The following is a 17,565-nucleotide window of genomic DNA, read 5'->3' on the forward strand; positions in this document are numbered from 1 at the left end:
CGGCACTGGCATACAGCCCCCGCCACAGGTGATTGAAGCTGCTCGTTCGCCCGTCATGGCATCTGCCTTCGCAGCGCGAACGAAGGTGCTTCCAATTCTCGAACTGGCATTGCTGATTGCCGCTTCGATCGCACCGCTCGTCCTGCGGGATTACATCACTGTCTATGCAACGCGAGTGCTCATCCTGTGCCTCTTCGCGTTGTCGTTCGACCTGGTGTGGGGCTATGCCGGGATATTGAGCTTGGGCCAGTCGCTGTTCTTCGGCATGGCCGGCTACGCTGTAGCGCTGCTTTCACGCGACTTCGGAGTCGAATCGATCTTTGCCGTTCTTCCGGCCGGAAGCCTGATAGGCTTGGTCGCGGCATTGTTGCTGGCAGGCTCCCTGCTGCTTGGCCGTCACCCCTCGAGTGTGGTCTTCGTTTCGCTTGGTACTATGACCGGAGCTTACGCAGCCGACCGGCTGGCTCGGGGTTCTCATTACCTTGGCGGCCAGAACGGTATCCCTTCGATCCCACCGATGACAATCGGCTCGCACGAAATGAGCGAGGGGCCAGGATTTTACTATCTGGTTCTCGCCATTCTGGTTCTGATCTACCTTATGTCGCGCTTTTTGCTGCGGTCGCAGTTCGGTCTGGCACTGGCGGGATTGCGAGAGAACGAACAGCGCATCGCCTTCTTCGGGTACAAAGTGCAACATTTGAAGGCGATCATATTCGCAATCAGCGGCGCGATCGCAGGTACTGCCGGTAGCCTCTATGCGTTTCACGAGGGCTTCGTCTGGACGAACATGCTGGGCGTGGTCATGTCGACCCAGGTCGTGCTCTACGTCTTGTTCGGCGGCTCCGGGACATTGATCGGTGCGGTCATCGGCACCGCGATTGTTGAGGGCCTCAGCTTCTGGCTCTCCGACAATTATCGCGATATCTGGCCGATCATTCTCGGCGTTTTGCTGTTGCTCGTCATTATGTTCCGGCCCCTCGGCTTGATAAGCCTCGTGCTGGGCGAGCGGGAACGTGTAGGTCATTTCGGCCCGGGCGTGAAGGAGAAGCGCAATGCCGCTCCTTGAAGCCGTGGACATCTCTAAGGTCTTTGGCAAGCTCACCGCGTTGGACGGAGCAGCGCTCACCGTCGGCGAGAAAGAGTTTCATGGCCTGATCGGGCCGAACGGCTCGGGCAAGAGCACGCTGATGAAGTGTCTTGCAGGTGCGCTCGTGCCGACCCGAGGCAAGGTGACCTTCATCAATACTGACGTCACCTCGTTGACGCCGCCAGAGCGTGCGCGAGCGGGCATGAGCCTGAAATTCCAGATCACCGCCGTGCTACCGACCCTCACTCTTTACGACAACATCCTGCTCGCGCTGCAGGCCCGGTCGTCACTGCTGGATCTGGCGTTCTCGCGCAGTCGGGGACGACTGCACGAGGAGGTCATGACGATGCTTCTCCAATTCCGGCTCGCCGATCGCGCCTTTGATGCTGCGGCGACCCTTTCTCACGGGCAGCAGCAATGGTTGGAGATCGCAATGGCGCTCGCATGCCGGCCGCGCCTTCTGCTCTTGGACGAGCCGACCGGAGGCATGAGCCTGGAGGAGCGCCGCGTCACGGGCGAGTTGCTGCAGCCCATCAAGCAGCATTGCTCGCTTGTCATCGTGGAGCACGACCTGGATTTCATCCGCGACATCTGCGACCGGCTAACCGTGCTCGATCAGGGCAAGGTTCTGGCGTCGGGGACGGTTGCCGAGATCCAGGTCAACAGAAGCGTCCAGGAGATCTATTTGCGCCGTGCCTGAATTCCTCAATATCAAGCATCTCGACGCCGGCTATGGACGCAGCCAGGTCCTGTTCGGCGTCAATATGGCCGTCCCGCCGCGCGGCGGTGTGGCCGTCCTCGGCCGCAACGGAGCCGGAAAGAGCACGCTCATGAAGGCGATCGTGGGCGAACTGCCGGCATGGAAGGGCGGCGTGCAATTCAACGGCCAAGACATCGATCGCCGCCGCACTGAAGAGCGGGTGCGGGCCGGCATTGGATATGTGCCGCAAGAGCATTCAGTGTTCGCGCGCCTGTCCGTGCGCGACAATCTCGCCGTCGGATCGCTTTTGCACCGCAATGGATCGGCAGTGGACCGGGTCATGAGGATGTTTCCAAAACTCGGCCAGCGCCTGGATCAGCCGGCCGGAACGCTGTCCGGTGGCGAGCGCAAGATGCTCGCAATCGCCCGCGCGATGCTCGGAAACCCTAAGCTCCTCCTGCTGGATGAGCCGACCGAGGGTGTCTGGATCGGCGTCATCGAGGAGATCACCGAGCGCTTGATCGAACTAGCCAGAGAGATCGCCATCATCATCGTCGAGCAACATCTCGATCTCGCAATGCGTGTCGCGGAGCACGCCTATGTGCTCGATCGCGGCCGTGTCGCGCTGTCGGGCCCGTCGCAACAGCTGCGCGACGACCCGCGGCTGTTGACGTATCTAGCGCCCTAGAGGCGTCCCGCTGCCATCTCAAGCCCGAAAGATGGCGCGTTGAAGTTCCTTGAGATGACTGAACAGAGAGAGACGATGTCCAAAACCATGAGTGATTTTGTGAATGCGTGCCAAGTCATCGATGTCCATGAACATCACATGCCCGAGGTCGCACATAGCAGGGACGTGAATCTTTTAAAACTGTTCCAACAGAGCTATGCGGCTTGGACGAGCCACGTGTTGCCATCCGAGCCCAAGGCGACGGGCGATATGTTATCTACCGCTACCGAGCCAACCACCTGGGAGGCCCTTGCTCCGTTCCTGGAGAGCAGCGGCTCAAATGCATTCGTTCGTAACCTCACCGGCGGTATCGCCGAGCTTTACGGCTTCGCCGAGACCGGCATCACGCGCGACAACTGGGAGGCGGTAGACGCCTCAGTGCGCTTGCGCCACAAGGAGGCGACATGGCCAAGTGAAGTGATTAGGCGCGCCGCCATCGGGAGGATCGTAACGGACCCTTTTCTCGATCCGTTAATGGATCCGCGCCCGGTCCTTGGGCAAAGTTACGATGCGGTCCTGCGGATCAACGCATTCGCGCTCGGCTGGCACCCCGAATCCCGCGACCATAATGGAAATTGCGGCCATACGTTGCTGCGGCGCCTCGGCATAGAGGTGAAAACCTTCGAGGATTATTGCGACGCGATCCGCGAGCTCGTAGCCGGCTGCGCCCGGCGCAATCACGTTGCGCTCAAAAACGCGCTCGCCTATGACCGGGATCTAAGCTTTGACGAACCGAACGAGGAGCTGGCTCGGCAGGCCTGGGGACAAAGGTCTCCATCCCCTGCGGCGCGCAAGGCGTTCTGCGACTTCGTCGTCGACTTGCTTTGTCAACTCGCAGGCGAGGCCGACCTGCCAGTCCAAACTCACCTCGGAACGGCAATCATAAGCGGCTCCCATCCGCTACGTATGACCGGGTTGATTGAGCGTCATCCTCGGACGCGCTTTCTGCTGATGCATTTGGCCTATCCCTGGAGCCGGGACTTGTTGGGCATGGCCTTTGTGTATCGAAATGTCTGGCTTGATTTGTGCTGGTCTTTTCTGTTGAGCCCGTCACATTTCAAGCTCGCTCTGCACGAGGCTATTGAAGTCTTGCCCGATGAATCGCGAATGATGATCGGAGGAGATTGTCTTCACGTCGAGGAGACGTTTGCCGCGATACAGGGCGCACGCCGGCTCATCGGCGAGGTTCTGAACGAAAAAGTCGCGAGCGGTTACTTTCGGTCTCGAGACGCAGAGCGCTTGGCGGTCAGAATTCTTGGCGAGAACGCGAGGGAGTTTTTCAGACTGTCCTGATTGCTGCACTTCGTTACGCGATTTTACCCAAAGTTGAGCCGAAGAGCCCGCTCGAAACGGAAAAATGACGGATAGTTTTCCGGTTACCGCGCCCCGCGGGAAGGAGCAGGGCGCGTGGAGCTCGGCCATGAGCCAAGGGAGGTCAGTTCGATGCTGAATGATCACCGACAACTCAGCCGCCGCCGCTTTCTCGGCAATTTCGCCTTTGCGTCTGCGGCCATTGCGGCCGGCCCGGGCAGCTGGGTGATCCGTCCTGACTGGGCCAACGCTGCCGAAGGCCCGATCAGAATTGGCATTGCGACCGACCTTACGGGGGCACTCGGCTTTGCCGGGAATACCGACGCCAATGTCGCTCGCATGGTCGCGAGCGAGATCAACGAGAACGGCGGTCTCTTGGGGCGCCCGATCGAGCTCCTGATCGAGGACACCGCGTCCAACGAGTCCGTTGCTGTTGGCAATGTCCGCAAGCTGGTTCAACGAGACAAGGTCGACCTGGTGCTCGGCGGCATTGCGAGCTCGATGCGCAACGCCATCAAGGACATCATCATCTCTCGTGGCAAAACGCTCTACATCTATCCGCAGGCCTACGAGGGCAGGGAGTGCACGCCCTATCTGTTTTGCACCGGGCCGGTACCGGCGCAGAATTGCGACCGGTTCATTCCGTGGTTGATCAAGAACGGTGGCAGACGCTTCGCGCTGCCTGGATCGAACTACGTCTGGCCGCAAACAATCAATGCCTATGCGCGTAAGGTGATCGAGAGCAGCGGCGGGGAGGTGGTGTTCGAGGAGTACTACCCGCTTGACCAGATCGATTTTTCATCAACCGTGAGCCGCATCACGTCCAACAAGGTAGACGTGGTATTCAACAGCGTCATTCCCCCGGGCGTCGGCTCGTTCTTCAAACAGCTTTATGAAGCGGGCTTTTCCAGGAATGGGGGACAGCTGGGCTGCGTGTACTATGACGAGAACACGCTCGAGATGAACCAGGCTCACGAGATCGAAGGCCTCGCCAGCAGCCTCGACTATTACAAGGCGCTCGCGGTGGAAGATCCGGTGAGCGCCAAAATTCAGTCGGCCTACGAAAAGCAGTTTCCTGGCAAGTTCCGGTTCTCAGCAGGTAGTGCTGCGACCGGCACTTATCGAGGCCTGAAGCTGTGGGAAGCCGCAGTGAGGGAAGCCGGTACAATTAACCGCGAGGCCGTCGCTGCCGCGCTTGACCACGCCAAGATTGCGCAAGGGCCTGGCGGGCCGGCGGAGATGGTGCCGGGCAAGCGCCACTGCAGGATGAACATGTACATTGGCGTGGCAAAGGCCGGCCAATACGAGATTGTCGCCCGTAGCGCCGGCCCGGTCGAGCCGAAGGAGTGTTGAATGCCGCATGTTGCGCGGGGGAGCTTCGCCGGCGCCGCGTCCGAGCTGATCGCGGGGGCTACTTCCCGCGATAGTTCGGCGGCCTCTTCTCAAAGAAGGCGTTCATTCCCTCCTTCTGGTCAGCTGTGCTGAACGCAAAGCGGATCGCTTGCCGCTCAAACTCGAGCCCCGCATCCAGCGTGGTCTGAAACGCGGCGAGAACGGCCGCTTTGGCAAGTTCAGCCGAGCGGGGAGGCTTTTGCGCGATCAGATCGGCTATTTCGAGCGCTCGCGTCTGCGCCCTGCCGCTTTCGACAACTTCCGCCACAAGACCGGCCTGCATCGCACTCCGCGCCGTGATGGATTGGCCGCTCAGGATCATCAGCATGGCCAGTGATTTGCCAGCCACGCGTGTTAGCCTCTGCGTCGCGCCGTCGCCGGGCAATATCCCGATGTTGATCTCGGGCTGCCCAAATACCGCCCCTTCACCTGCTATCACGATGTCCGCGAGCAGCGCCAATTCGTGGCCGCCGCCGAAGCAAATACCCTCGACTGCGGCAATGAGAGGCTTGGGGAAATTGGCGACATCCCGCCAGGCAGAACGTCGGGTGGAATTGTCGATTGCCTCAAAGCCGCGCTCCCGCATCTCCTTGATGTCGGCTCCGGCAGAGAAGAACGCATCGCTGCCACAAAGCACGACACAGCGGACATCCTCATCGAGTGCGGCACGGCGTAAAGTGGCGCCAAGCTCCACGATCAGCTCGTTGCTCAAGGCGTTTCGTTTTGATGTCCTATTCAGCGCCAATAGGCGCACGTGGGGCGCGACAGACGTCGCAAGGATGAGATCGGACGACTTGGTCATAGAGCGGTTCTCCTGAAGGAATATGAGAACCACGCCTTAAAATGAAATCGATTTCGTAGCAATAAGCCTTCTTGGAGCCTGTTTTTGGCTGTTCGTCTCCCGCAGCCCCGACGGACCCGCGCTCAAGGCGGCGCTGACGGTAAGCGGCGAGGCAGCCCTAACTGCTGAAATCGGCTTGACTCCGTGGTTCCGAATGCGTATTGACGTTGAAATCGATTTCAGAAATCGTACGTAGAACTACGCGATACTGCGGGAAACCGGAAGCATGCGACCGGCGAGAGTGGGTCGCATCTGAAAGATCTCACTGACGATGCGACGGGTCTTGTGACGCCGCGCTGTCCAATAAGAACATCAGCTTCTTCAGAAGCGCGCTTAGAGCAACAGGAGGAAGGCTAGCCATGCGAATGGCACGGAATCTCGCGCGCGCTTTATGCGAGCTGCCGCGCAAGTCGGAAGCAACGGTGGAGGCGTCCTGCGCCACTGGGCTCGTGCAATGGCCGCTCGTGAGGCGAGGCCCACAAATCCCTGAAGCCAGGCGGGCTTTTCGCCGGCATCCCGAACACCTTTTGCGCCTGCGCTTCCGCGGTCCGGCCTGCTCAAGGCCGTCGCTCTCGTAGACCCCCGTCGCGGCGGGCGCAGTTGAGCCGACGAGCGGCTGCTCGTTCTCGCGCGACCCGCAATATCATTAACGTCATCATTAGAGCCCGAGGACCCATGAACATCATTGCTCAGCCCAGCGCTGTCCCCATCCAGCTTGACAAGCAAACTGCCAATAAGCGGATGACCGCCGGCCTTGGAGGAGGGGTGGCGCTGGAGTGGTACGACTGGAATGTCTACGGCGTAATGGCAGCGTTTCTCTCGCCGCACTTCTTCCCTTCCGATGATCCCACCACCTCGCTGCTGGCGGGACTGGCCGTGTACGGGGCGGGCTTTTGCGCTCGACCGCTGGGCGCTGTTTTGCTGGGGCCGGTCGCAGATCGCATCAGCCACAAGCGCGTGATGCTGATCTCGGTCACGGCCATGGCGGTTTGCTCGCTTTTGATATCCTTGTTGCCCACCTACAAGGACCTCGGCGTCACGGCGGCCATAGCGCTGCTGATCATGCGGCTGATTCAGGGGCTTGCCACAGGCGCTGAAGCTGGTGTCGCCAACGCCATTGCAATTGAACTGGCGCCACCTGGAAAGGAGGGACACTACCTTGGTCTGATCGGCGGCACATTCATCCAGTTGGGAAACCTCGGATCCAGCCTGGTTGCCTTCCTGGTGAGCGCCTCGGTCGCACCTGAAGCCATGCGCGAGTGGGCCTGGCGTATACCCTTTGCGGTTGGTGGCGTGCTGGGCCTTTTGATCATCTATCTGCGCACGACGGTGCCGGAAACCTTGATCAATCGAGCCATGCATCGCCAAGACGAGTCTTCGCGCATTCAGGAAACGACTGGCGGTGTGTGGAAAACGCTATGGAGCGTCCGCCTTTCGCTGCTCGCCGTCATCCTGGTGATCGGGTCGGTGCAGATCGCCAACTATGCCTGGAACACCGGTCTGCCCAACATGGCTAACACGGTCTTCAAGGAGAACAGCACGTATGTGTACGGGATCATGACGCTGATGGTCCTGATCTGGATGTCAACGGCGCCTCTTGTCGGCACTTTCGCGGACAAGGTGCGACCCTCGCGCGCGTTCACGCTGCTGCGCCTGTTGCTCATCCCATGCTTCTTCCTGACACTGCTCTATTCGGAAAAGGGCATCGTCACGTTCTTCTTTGTCACCGTGTTCGGCGGCGCGATCGTAGGCTTCAACATGGCCCTCTATAACTTCATCGCCACCACGCTGATGCCGCGCGCCGTGCGGACCACCGGAGTGGCTCTCGGCTATGCGCTCGGCGTCTCTCTGTTTGGCGGGACGTCACCCTATCTGCTGGTCTGGTTGCAACGCGAGCACATCGCCTGGATGTTTCCGGTCTACGGATCGTTGATCGCGCTCCTGAGCGTGCTGGTCTACCAGATCGCCAAGAAGCGCGGTCGTCTCTACATCGGTGAATGAACACGCTCTGCCCCTGCGCTTCGCCGTGCCCGCGACGGACGCAAAGCGTCCACGTCAGGTGCAAAACATAAGAGCTCGCGCGTATCTCTTCATGCTGGGCATGAGCATGGGGTCGGCGCAAGCGTCCTTGCGCGAGCAGTCATTCACAACAAACAAAGAATGCTTGCGAGGCACTGAGTTGCTGAAACTGGAGTCCGAAGCATGAAAGCACCTTCATCGCCGCACTTCACGCCTGTGGACTTGAAGCGATATTTCAACGCCAAGCGCGCAAATGCCGGTGAAGGGTTCGCCGCCCGCCCAGGTGACACCGGCTGGATCGATTCGCTTCGCGGGCTCCAGACCCATCGCGGCATGCCCTTTCTCTTCGGCAGCGAAACGGGGCCGGATGTGCTGGAGCTGCGCCCCGGGGCCCCTCCTGCCGTCATCGCCTTGCCGGCGACAATGGCGAGCTATGTGCTGTTCGTGCAAGTGGCGGCAGACCGCCCCAGTGCAAGCCCCGATGGTTTCGGAGAGATCGGCCCGGCTACGCTGCCTGTCGAAGGCAATCCACTCGGCGACCGGGTGGCGACATACGGGCTCCGCTATGCCGACGGCAGCGAGACCGACGTGCCGGTGCTGCGCCGCTTCGCGATCCAGCAGAACCACATCTCCTGGAGTGCGAGTGCGTTCGCCGCACTGCCGCTGCGCGGCCCCATCGTGCATGCAAGCACCGGCGAGGATTTTGTACTCGGCAGAGCGCCGGGGGCGAGCTTCTTCCAGGGCGAGGCCCGCACCCAATCGGGACGCATGGATCGACAAGGTGAGAATGTGTGGCTTTACGCCCTCCCGAATCCTTATCCGGACAAGGAGCTTTCGGCGTTGAGCTTGCGCGCGGAACAGGAAACCTCGCTTCTGTTTGCGGTGACCACGACAGCGCTCACCCAGCACCCGCTGCGCCTCCCGGGCCGTCGCAAGCTGAAGGTGAGGCTGCCGCCCGGGGTCCATCTGAACAAGCTTGGCGAGCTCGATGTCGACGATCGGGGCGAGCAGATCGGCATGGACCTCGGCACGGTCATCTCCGCCCGCGCAGTGCTCGAGTACTCCAGAGCGGATTGGCTGGGCGCCAAAGTTGATGTGCAGCCCGTGCGCTCCGGGAGCGAAGTCATCGTGGAGTACTCCGCGCATCCGGACGCAAGGCTCTATCTGCGGTCCGACGATGGCCGCTTGCACATGTTCGAGCTTCGATCGTTGGAAGGTGGCGTTAACGCAGGCGCCTCGCTCAATGTGGCGACAGTCGAACCGGCCACAAGGCCGGTCAAGATCCGCATCGTGGAGAAGGGCAGTGGCGTGCGTGTTGCCGCGCGGCTGCATGTCCATGGTGCGCACGGAGAGTATCTGCCACCCAAAGGACATCACCGCAAGGTCAATACCGGCAGGTTCGAGGACTTCTCGGGCGAATTTGCCAATGGGCTGAACCAGTACGCCTACGTTGACGGCAGTTGCGAGGCGGACCTGCCACTCGGGCCCGTGTTCGTAGAGATCAGCAGGGGTTTCGAGGTGCGCCCGCTGCGCACCGTCGTCGAAATCACTGCAAGGACGGACAATCTCACCTTTGAGCTCGATCGTGTGCTGCGCTGGCGCGAACAGGGATGGGTTAGCTCTGATACGCACGTCCATTTCCTGAGCCCGCAGACAGCGCTGCTTGAGGGCAAGGCGGAGGGGGTCAACGTCGTCAACTTACTCGCCGCACAGTGGGGCGAGCTATTCACCAACGTCGCCGATTTCGACGGACGCACGACGATCGGGGCAAAGGATTTCGGCGGGGACGGAGAATTCCTGGTTCGGGTCGGCACGGAGAACCGGATGCAGGTTCTGGGGCACATATCGCTGCTCGGCTACGAAGGTGAAATGATCAATCCGCTCTCTTGCGGCGGGTCCAACGAAGCTGCGATCGGCCATGTTCTGGAGGCGACCATGGCCGACTGGGCGGAGCGCTGCCGTCAGCAAGGGGGGCTGGTGGTCATGCCGCACGCGCCGAACCCGCAGGCGGAACGTGCGGCCGACATTGTGCTCGGCCTTGTCGACGCCATCGAAATGATGTCGTTCAACCCGCGGACCGCGCAGATCAGCGCATTTGGTCTCGCCGATTGGTATCGCTACCTCAACATCGGGTACCATCTGCCGCTGGTGGCCGGCTCCGACAAGATGGACGCGGCCGCACTCCTCGGGGGCTCGCGGACCTATGTGCAGCTGGGCGAACGCGACTTCACGTATCGTAACTGGATGGATGCCGTACGCAGCGGGGACACCTTCATCACTGTCGGGCCTCTGGTTGAGATGGCCGTTGAAGGACGTCGCCCTGGAGGCACGGTGGCCCTTCCCCGTTCAGGCGGCACCCTCACGATCGACTGGCGGATCGAATCGGTCAGCGTTCCGCCGGCGCGGGTGGAGCTCATATGTAATGGCACGGTCCTCCAGGAGGTTCGATGCGAGGGCTTGTCGTGCAAGGGGCAGCTCTCCCTGCCCATCAGCGAGTCATGTTGGATCGCGCTGCGCGTTCGGGGCAGTGTCGCCGGACGCGAGGCCGACATTGCGGCGCACACCAGTGCGGCATATGTCAAAGTAGGCGGAATGCCCATCTTTGCCAGCGCGGATGCAGTCTCGGTCCTTGCTCAAATCGAGGGATCGATCGCCTATATGGACACGCTCGCTCCCAAGTCCGACGAAGCGCGACACTCGCGGCTGCGAGCTGCCCTGGAACTTGCGCATCATCGCCTGCATCATAGATTGCACGAACTGGGCGCCAGCCACCACCATGCGCCCGTTCACTCCGTTCACGTTGAACGCGAGCATTGAGAAGCCTCTTGTGCCATTGACGGGCGCGCAGGTGGCGCATCGCATGCTCAGCCAGCTCTACTTAACGGCGAATAATGGTATGGGGCGAGCAGCTTACGTCACCGAGTCCTGGGACACGAAGGCCAGGCTACGGTTCTGCAATACTTATCAGGACTGTGGCCCTATCAATGGTCTCGACTGCGCCCGCGACGGGCGGGACGGACGCTGGATCGCGGCGGGGCGCTCGATGACCGCATGACCAGCCGATACGGCAACACGACACTTCTCGGGACAGGACTTCCGGCAATGGCATTGATGAGATAATCGGCCGCTCCCCGGCCGATTTCTGCTGCCGGAACGCTGACTGTTGTGAGCGGCGGGTCCATTTGCGCCGCCAGCTCCACATCGTCAAATCCTGTGATGGAGAGCGTGGACGGTACGGCCAGCCCCATCTTGCGAGCCTCTGCCATTGCACCGATGGCAAGCGTGTCGGTGGTGCAGATTACTGCTGTCGTGTCCGGATGATCGGTGAGGAGTTGACGAAGGGCACTACGGCCCTGGGCAAGCGAATAATCGGCCTTGACGATCTGGCTTGGCTTGAGCGGAAGACCGGCGTCCGAGAGCGCGCGCTGAATTCCCTCGAGCCTGGCGCGGGATCTGTCGTTGGACGCGGCGACAACGTTGGCAATCGCGCCGAAACGGACGTGTCCAAGCCTTAGCAGATACTCCGTCATCTCGCGGGTGGCGCTTTCGTTGTCGATTCCGATCGCTGGGATGCCGCCGCCGGCCTTGGCAACATAGGTGGTGATGACAGGTACGCCCGCCTGTTCGATCAGGCTCCTCAGCTCCCGTCCGTGGGAAGCTCCGACCAGCACGATTCCATCGATGCCGCGTTCAATGAGACTTTGCAGCTCCTGAAATTCACGCCGCTGGTCATATTGCGAATTCGCAATGAACAGCGTGTAGCCGCTTTCGCTGAGGCGGTTCTGGAGCGCTTCCACGCCTTCTGCAAAGATACCGAGAGCCAGTGTCGGAACGATGACGCCGACGGTCCGCATGCGTCCCGATTTCAATGCTCTGGCTGCGCTATCGCGCGTGTAGGCCAGGTCATTGATATGCCGCATGACCTTGTCGCGAAGCTCCGGCCGTACGATATCGGGGTGATTGAGAACCCGCGACACCGTCGCCGGCGACACATTCGCCTTCCGGGCAACGTCCTCGATCTTCACGCGCGGCTGCTGGCGGCCTTTTGGCGCGATTACAGGTTTCTTGTCCATTTGCGTTGGTCAATCAGGAGAAGGAGAGGGTCTCCCCTCAAAAGGGTTAAACCATCACGAGCGCCACCTTCTCAAGCCCTCTATGCGGGCCATCGGCGCTATTTTCTGGCCCTCTCATGCGCAGATGGAGCGGGATGAAGCGAATCTCATTCGAAAGTTGGTCGATTCGCTTGACTCCGGTTCTTGCAAAGCCTAAGTCTGAAATCGATTTCAGAAATCGAGAGCCAACAGCTCGATTTCAGGTCAAACCGAAAGCAAGGATGTATGGTCGATCTCTTGAAGGGCATTCGTGTCCTCAGCCTCAATCACTTTCTGATGGGTCCGGTTGGCGTGCAGTTTCTCGCCGACCTCGGTGCGGACGTGATCGCCGTGGAACCGCCCGGGGGGGCCTTTCAGAGGAAATGGGGCGGGGCGGACAAGCGGGTTGACGGCCAATCGATGTTGCTTCTGACGGGCAACCGCAACAAGCGCAGCCTCACGCTCGATCTGAAAAAACCCGAAGCTGTGGTTATCGCCAGGCAACTGATCGCTAAATCGGATGTCATCGCAGAGAACTTCCGCCCGGGTGTGCTCGACAAGCTTGGTCTCGGCTACGAGGATGCAAAGAAGATCAATCCGCCGATCATCTATGCCGCTGCCTCCGGCTACGGACCTGACGGGCCCTATGTCGATCGCCCAGGCCAGGATCTCTTGATCCAGGCGCTCTCAGGACTTGCGATGATCACCGGAAGTCGCGAGCAGGGCCCGCGGGCTGTCGGCGTTTCCGCCATCGATCATCACGGGGCCGCTTTATTTGCAGCAGGTATCCTGGCTGCCCTGGTGAGGAAAGCGCGGACGGGGCAGGGCTGCCGCGTCGATGTTAGCCTGCTGTCGGCTGCGCTCGACCTGCAGATGGAATCTTTTACCTGCTACCTGAACGGCCAAAGGCCTGACGACGTCCGCCAGCCAGGTCCGGTGGCCGGATGGTACTACGGCGCGCCTTACGGCATCTATGCGACACGCGATGGCCACATTGCGATCTCTTTGGGATCGCTGGAGGCGCTCTCAGACGCGCTTGGCCTTCCGGCCGACCAGCGAATTCCCGACGAGGAGGCGTATCGCCGGCGGGACGAGGCCTCAGCCATCATTGCGGCCAGCGTCGCCAAACGCACAACCACCGAATGCATCGTCTTGTTCGAGGCCCGTGGAATTTGGCACGCTGCGGTGAACGATTATGCGGACGTCGTTGCGGATCCGCAGATTGCGCACAACAGAAATTTTCAGGTCGTGACCGGCGCGACCGGAACTCCCATCACCCTTGTCAGCCATCCGGTGCGCTACGACGGCGAGCAGCCGGGCGTGCGTTTGCCGCCGCAAAAGCTCGGTGCGCAAACGGAAGAGATTCTGAAAGAGCTGGGCTATGACGCCAGGAAATTGAAGGATCTCTACGATACTGGCGCCATCGGTGCTGCGGACTCGTATCACTAAACAACAACGAGGATTCTCGAAAGTAGCACGCTTACGTCAGGAGGGTATGGTGATCCGCATAAACTTGCACGCGGCCTTCCCTGGGGTGCTGCTGACGAGGCGTGCTCCTCGGCAGCGACGCAACCAAGGCACGCTTGGAAGTCTGGTGAACACTAACCGTTCACGCCAGTCCAGGATCTGTTGGTAAAGAGCTTTAAGTTGCCGTCAGGCCAAAGCCGCGCGGCGAGTATTATGTTGGGCCAGAAGCCATGTCGGAAAGCCAATATCTGCTAGCGCGCGAGCGTATGCTGAAGCGCATTGCCGAGACTCGGGACGCTGCACGCTCGGGCTTGCCACACTGGGCGAATGCCGCCGACGGAAAATGGACGTTTACACCCGATGGCGATTGGACCGGCGGGGCATTTGTTGGTGAGCTTTGGCTCGCGCATCTCGCTGATCCCAGGCAGTTCCCAATCGAAGACGCGCGTGCTGCGCTAAGCCGAATGTTGCCGCGTGCCGAGCGGCTTACGGCGTTCAAGGGCTTCGGCTTCTATCATGCCGGCGCCCTCGGCAGCATCCTGTTCAAGGAAGAAAACGCGCGCGCGGTGGCTCTGACAGCAGCAAGGTCGCTTCGTGATATGTTCGATCCACACCTCGGACTGATACCGTTGGGCAGGGATGCCGAGGAGGCGAGCGCAGTCGGAGCGTCCGAGAGCAGCATCGACTCGCTCCAGGCGACGGGCCTGCTCTATTGGGCCGCGGACGAGCTTTCCGATGCCCGGATGGAGGAGGTCGCCAATGCACATATGCGGCGTGTCCTGGAGATCCATGTGCGGCAGGACAATTCAGTTATCCAGTCTTCCACCCTTGATCCACACACCGGAAAGGTACTCAGAACGCACACGCACAAGGGATATAGCGATATCAGCACCTGGGGCCGGGCGCAGGGATGGGCGATGCTCTACACCGCTCACGCCGCCATGGTGCGCCCGGACGAACCGCTATGGCGCGACTACGCCGTGCACCTTCTTGACTGGTGGATCGACCATGTCCCTTCGGATCTCATTGCCTTCTGGGATTTCGACGATCCGGCGATCCCCAACACCAGCAGGGATACTGCAGCCACTACTATTGCTGCTGCCGCGGCGCTGCGCCTTGCATCCGCACTTGGTCCTGAGCAGGGCGCCAAATATCGATCATTTGCGGAGCGCACAGTTACTCAGCTGAGCTCGAAATACCTGACACCGACTGCTCCCGATGACCCGCGCCCGCCTGGAATGCTCACCGGCGGCTGCTTCACCCGAAAGGCGATCGTGCGCGATATCGATGCGGCCCAGAACGTCGAGCTGATCTTCGGAAGCTACTTCCTGTTTGAATGCCTTGCCATCCTGACCGATCTGGTGCCGCCTGGCTGGATCTAATGAGGAGGCGCGAAAGGGTTCCGACGCGAGCAAAGCTCCAAACCAATCTTGTTTGTGACGCCACGCCAAATCTGTCCAAAAAGTGCGACGGCATCGATGTCTGCGATGGGCTGATCGAGTTCGACAGCAACTGACTGCTTCCTGTCTGGAATCCTCTACATGATAAATGCGAAAACTCCCGTCTATCGCGGCCTGTTCCCGGTCGCTCCGACGCCCTTTACGGAATCTGGAGATCTCGATCTCGAAGGGCAGCGGCGCGTGCTCGATTGCATGATCGATCAAGGCGTGGACGGAATCTGCATTCTGGCCAACTATTCCGAGCAGTTCCTGCTGTCGGATCAGGAACGCGATATTCTGGTCGATCTCTGCCTCTCGCATGTCGCGGGCCGCAAGCCCGTCATGGTGACCTGCAGCCATTTCAGCACCCAGATTGCGGTGCAACGCGCCCGCTATGCGGCCGAACGTGGCGCAAGTCTCCTCATGCTGATGCCACCTTATCATGGTGCAAGCCTCAAGGCGGATGAAGGCGCCATGATCGGGCATTTCGGCCGGGTCGCCGACGCCGCCAACATTCCAATCATGGTCCAGGACGCGCCGCTCTCCGGCGTTACATTGACGGTGCCTTTTCTCGTCCGGCTCGCTTGCGCGGTGCCGCTCGCCAGATATTTCAAGATCGAGGTGCCGTTTGCGGCTGCCAAGCTGCGCAGTCTGATCGAGCTCGGCGGTGAGGTCATCATTGGTCCTTTTGACGGGGAGGAAGCCATCACCATGATGGCAGACCTCGATGCCGGTGCGATCGGAACAATGTCGAGCGCGCTCTTGCCTGATCTGCTCCGCCCCGTGCTCGATCATCACAAAGCGGGCGACAGGCAGGAAGCCGCTCTTGCGTATGCAAGGGTGCTGCCGCTCATCAATTTCGAAAACCGCCAGTGTGGCCTGCGCGCCGCCAAGAGCGTAATGGCTGAAGGCGGCGTGATCAAATGCGAAGCCGTGCGGCATCCGCTCGAGCAAATCCATCCGGCGACGAGAGCTGGATTGATCGAGCTCGCGCATGAGCTCAACCCGCTGGCTCTTCGCTGGGGACATTGAGGTGCGGGCATGATGCGCCGTGAACAAGCCACGCAGGCAGAACCTGTGTACCCCAAGATCAGGATGTTCATTGCCGGCGAATGGACGGAAGGGGGTTCGGATCGCTCGGAAAAGATCCTCAACCCCGCGACCGGACAGCCAGTTGGCGAAACTCCTTATGCGTCCCGCGGCGATCTCGATCGATCATGGCCGCGAAGGAGGGCTTTGAGATTTGGCGAAAGACTTCGGCCTTTGACCGATACAGGACGATGCGCAAGGCCGCCGATCTCATACGCTCGCGCGCAGCCGGCATCGCATCGATCATGACGCTCGAACAGGGTAAGCCGCTCACCGAATCGCGTGCTGAATCGCTCCTTGCTGCCGATATCATCGACTGGCTCGCCGAGGAAGGGCGGCGCGCCTATGGACGGATCGTCCCGGCGCGCTTTGGCAATATTGCCCAGCTCGTGACCAAGGAGCCGGTCGGGCCGGTTGCGGCATTTACGCCCTGGAATTTTCCGATCCACCATGCCGTGCGGAAGATCTCCGCCAGCGGAAAGTCTCCTTCACCGGTTCGACCGTGATCGGAAAGCATCTCGCAGCCCTTGCCGGCGCCCATATGAAGCGCGCCACCATGGAGCTCGGCGGCCACGCGCCTGCCATCGTTTTCCCGGATGCCGACGTCGAGAAAGCCGCAAGAATCTTGTCAGCAAACAAGTTCCGCAATGCGGGCCAAGTCTGCGTCTCGCCGACGCGGTTTCTGGTGCATGAGAGTATCTATGAAGATTTCGTTAAGAGGTTCGTTGCCGAGGCCAGCGCGATCAAGGTTGGCAATGGCCTTGAAAGAGATAGCCGGATGGGGCCGCTCGCCAATTCGCGGCGGGTCGATGCAATGGAGAGCCTTGTCGCGGACGCTCTCGATTGCGGCGCCCAGTTGCGCACCGGCGGCAAGCGTATCGGCAATACGGGGTACTTCTTCGAGCCGACGGTCCTGACCGATGTTCCACCTCAAGCGCGCATCATAAATGAAGAGCCGTTCGGCCCTGTCGCGCCGATTGCGCGGTTTGAAACCTATGACGCGGTTGTCGCGCCAATCGACTGCCTTACGGGCTCGCCGCCTACGCCTACACGCGATCCGCCGCAACGACGGCCGCTATCGGGACCGATCTCCAATGCGTGATGGTATCGATCAATCATCATGGGTTTGGGCTTCCTGAAGTGCCCTTCGGAGGAACGAAGGAGTCCGGCTTCGGTTCGGAAGGTGGCCTCGAGGCAATCGAGGGCTATCTCGACACCAAATTTGTGAGCCAGGCGAGCTAGAACGGCACTATCAGATATCAAACCGGAGCAGAACGACTTCGTTAGTGCCGCCGGATCGCCTCAAGCGCTCCGCCCTTCTCCGCTGGCAGACCGGTACGTCTGCCTTCTCCCCAGACTTGAGCCGCTGCCGGAGAAATCCGGCAGAGGTCCTTTTCTTTGC

At 60.6% G+C, this 17,565-nt stretch carries 12 protein-coding genes and 1 pseudogene; 11 read left to right on the forward strand and 2 right to left on the reverse strand.

Annotation, left to right across the window (positions count from 1 at the left end; translation table 11 throughout):
* Positions 1–55: 55 nt before the first annotated feature.
* From YU9_RS0121580 to YU9_RS0121600, 5 genes are all read left to right on the forward strand, one after another.
* Entirely contained in the window at positions 56–1,066 is a 1,011-nt protein-coding gene (locus tag YU9_RS0121580) for a branched-chain amino acid ABC transporter permease (protein WP_027574666.1), read from the forward strand.
* Positions 1,053–1,787, forward strand: coding sequence for an ABC transporter ATP-binding protein (locus YU9_RS0121585; RefSeq protein WP_027574667.1), 735 nt, complete (start codon positions 1,053–1,055; stop codon positions 1,785–1,787). Before YU9_RS0121580 ends, YU9_RS0121585 begins: the two co-directional genes overlap by 14 nt.
* Entirely contained in the window at positions 1,780–2,475 is a 696-nt protein-coding gene (locus YU9_RS0121590; protein ID WP_027574668.1) for an ABC transporter ATP-binding protein, read from the forward strand. The genes YU9_RS0121585 and YU9_RS0121590 overlap by 8 nt, the downstream gene beginning before the upstream one ends.
* A gap of 75 nt (positions 2,476–2,550) precedes the next feature.
* Positions 2,551–3,807: an amidohydrolase family protein gene (locus YU9_RS0121595; protein WP_198028282.1), complete on the forward strand. Its 1,257-nt coding sequence runs from the start codon at positions 2,551–2,553 to the stop codon at positions 3,805–3,807.
* 150 nt (positions 3,808–3,957) lie between these two features.
* Entirely contained in the window at positions 3,958–5,178 is a 1,221-nt protein-coding gene (locus tag YU9_RS0121600) for a substrate-binding protein (RefSeq protein ID WP_036017781.1), read from the forward strand.
* A gap of 58 nt (positions 5,179–5,236) precedes the next feature.
* Here YU9_RS0121600 and YU9_RS0121605 read toward each other — a convergent pair whose 3' ends face one another.
* On the reverse strand, positions 5,237–6,019 hold the full coding sequence (locus tag YU9_RS0121605; RefSeq protein WP_051380474.1) for an enoyl-CoA hydratase-related protein: 783 nt from the start codon (positions 6,017–6,019) through the stop codon (positions 5,237–5,239).
* Between the two features lie 714 nt (positions 6,020–6,733).
* On the opposite strand from YU9_RS0121605, the gene YU9_RS0121610 reads away from it, so the two are divergent.
* Positions 6,734–8,059 carry an MFS transporter gene (locus YU9_RS0121610; RefSeq protein WP_063623735.1) on the forward strand — a complete coding sequence of 442 codons (1,326 nt, stop codon included), beginning with the start codon at positions 6,734–6,736 and terminating at the stop codon, positions 8,057–8,059.
* Between the two features lie 201 nt (positions 8,060–8,260).
* Positions 8,261–10,894 (forward strand): CehA/McbA family metallohydrolase, encoded by a 2,634-nt coding sequence (locus YU9_RS0121615; RefSeq protein ID WP_245266471.1) that lies wholly within the window; start codon positions 8,261–8,263, stop codon positions 10,892–10,894.
* A 164-nt stretch (positions 10,895–11,058) separates the two neighbouring features.
* Here the strand turns inward: YU9_RS0121615 and YU9_RS0121620 are convergent, their stop codons facing one another.
* Positions 11,059–12,150: a LacI family DNA-binding transcriptional regulator gene (locus tag YU9_RS0121620; protein ID WP_027574674.1), complete on the reverse strand. Its 1,092-nt coding sequence runs from the start codon at positions 12,148–12,150 to the stop codon at positions 11,059–11,061.
* Between the two features lie 264 nt (positions 12,151–12,414).
* Between YU9_RS0121620 and YU9_RS0121625 the strand changes: the two genes are divergently transcribed.
* The 4 genes and pseudogenes from YU9_RS0121625 (at position 12,415) to YU9_RS42185 (ending at position 17,405) form a co-directional block, all read left to right on the forward strand.
* Positions 12,415–13,617, forward strand: a complete 1,203-nt coding sequence (locus YU9_RS0121625) for a CaiB/BaiF CoA-transferase family protein (RefSeq protein WP_027574675.1) — start codon at positions 12,415–12,417, stop codon at positions 13,615–13,617.
* Positions 13,618–13,865: 248 nt separating this feature from the next.
* Positions 13,866–15,017: a glycoside hydrolase family 88 protein gene (locus tag YU9_RS0121630; protein WP_036017762.1), complete on the forward strand. Its 1,152-nt coding sequence runs from the start codon at positions 13,866–13,868 to the stop codon at positions 15,015–15,017.
* 159 nt (positions 15,018–15,176) lie between these two features.
* Complete coding sequence (locus YU9_RS0121635; RefSeq protein ID WP_027574677.1) at positions 15,177–16,106, forward strand: dihydrodipicolinate synthase family protein; 930 nt, start codon at positions 15,177–15,179, stop codon at positions 16,104–16,106.
* Between the two features lie 9 nt (positions 16,107–16,115).
* Positions 16,116–17,405 (forward strand): annotated as a pseudogene (locus YU9_RS42185) (NAD-dependent succinate-semialdehyde dehydrogenase).
* Positions 17,406–17,565 lie beyond the last annotated feature (160 nt).

It is taken from the genome of Bradyrhizobium sp. WSM1743 (assembly GCF_000473065.1).
Taxonomy (GTDB): Bacteria; Pseudomonadota; Alphaproteobacteria; order Rhizobiales; family Xanthobacteraceae; genus Bradyrhizobium.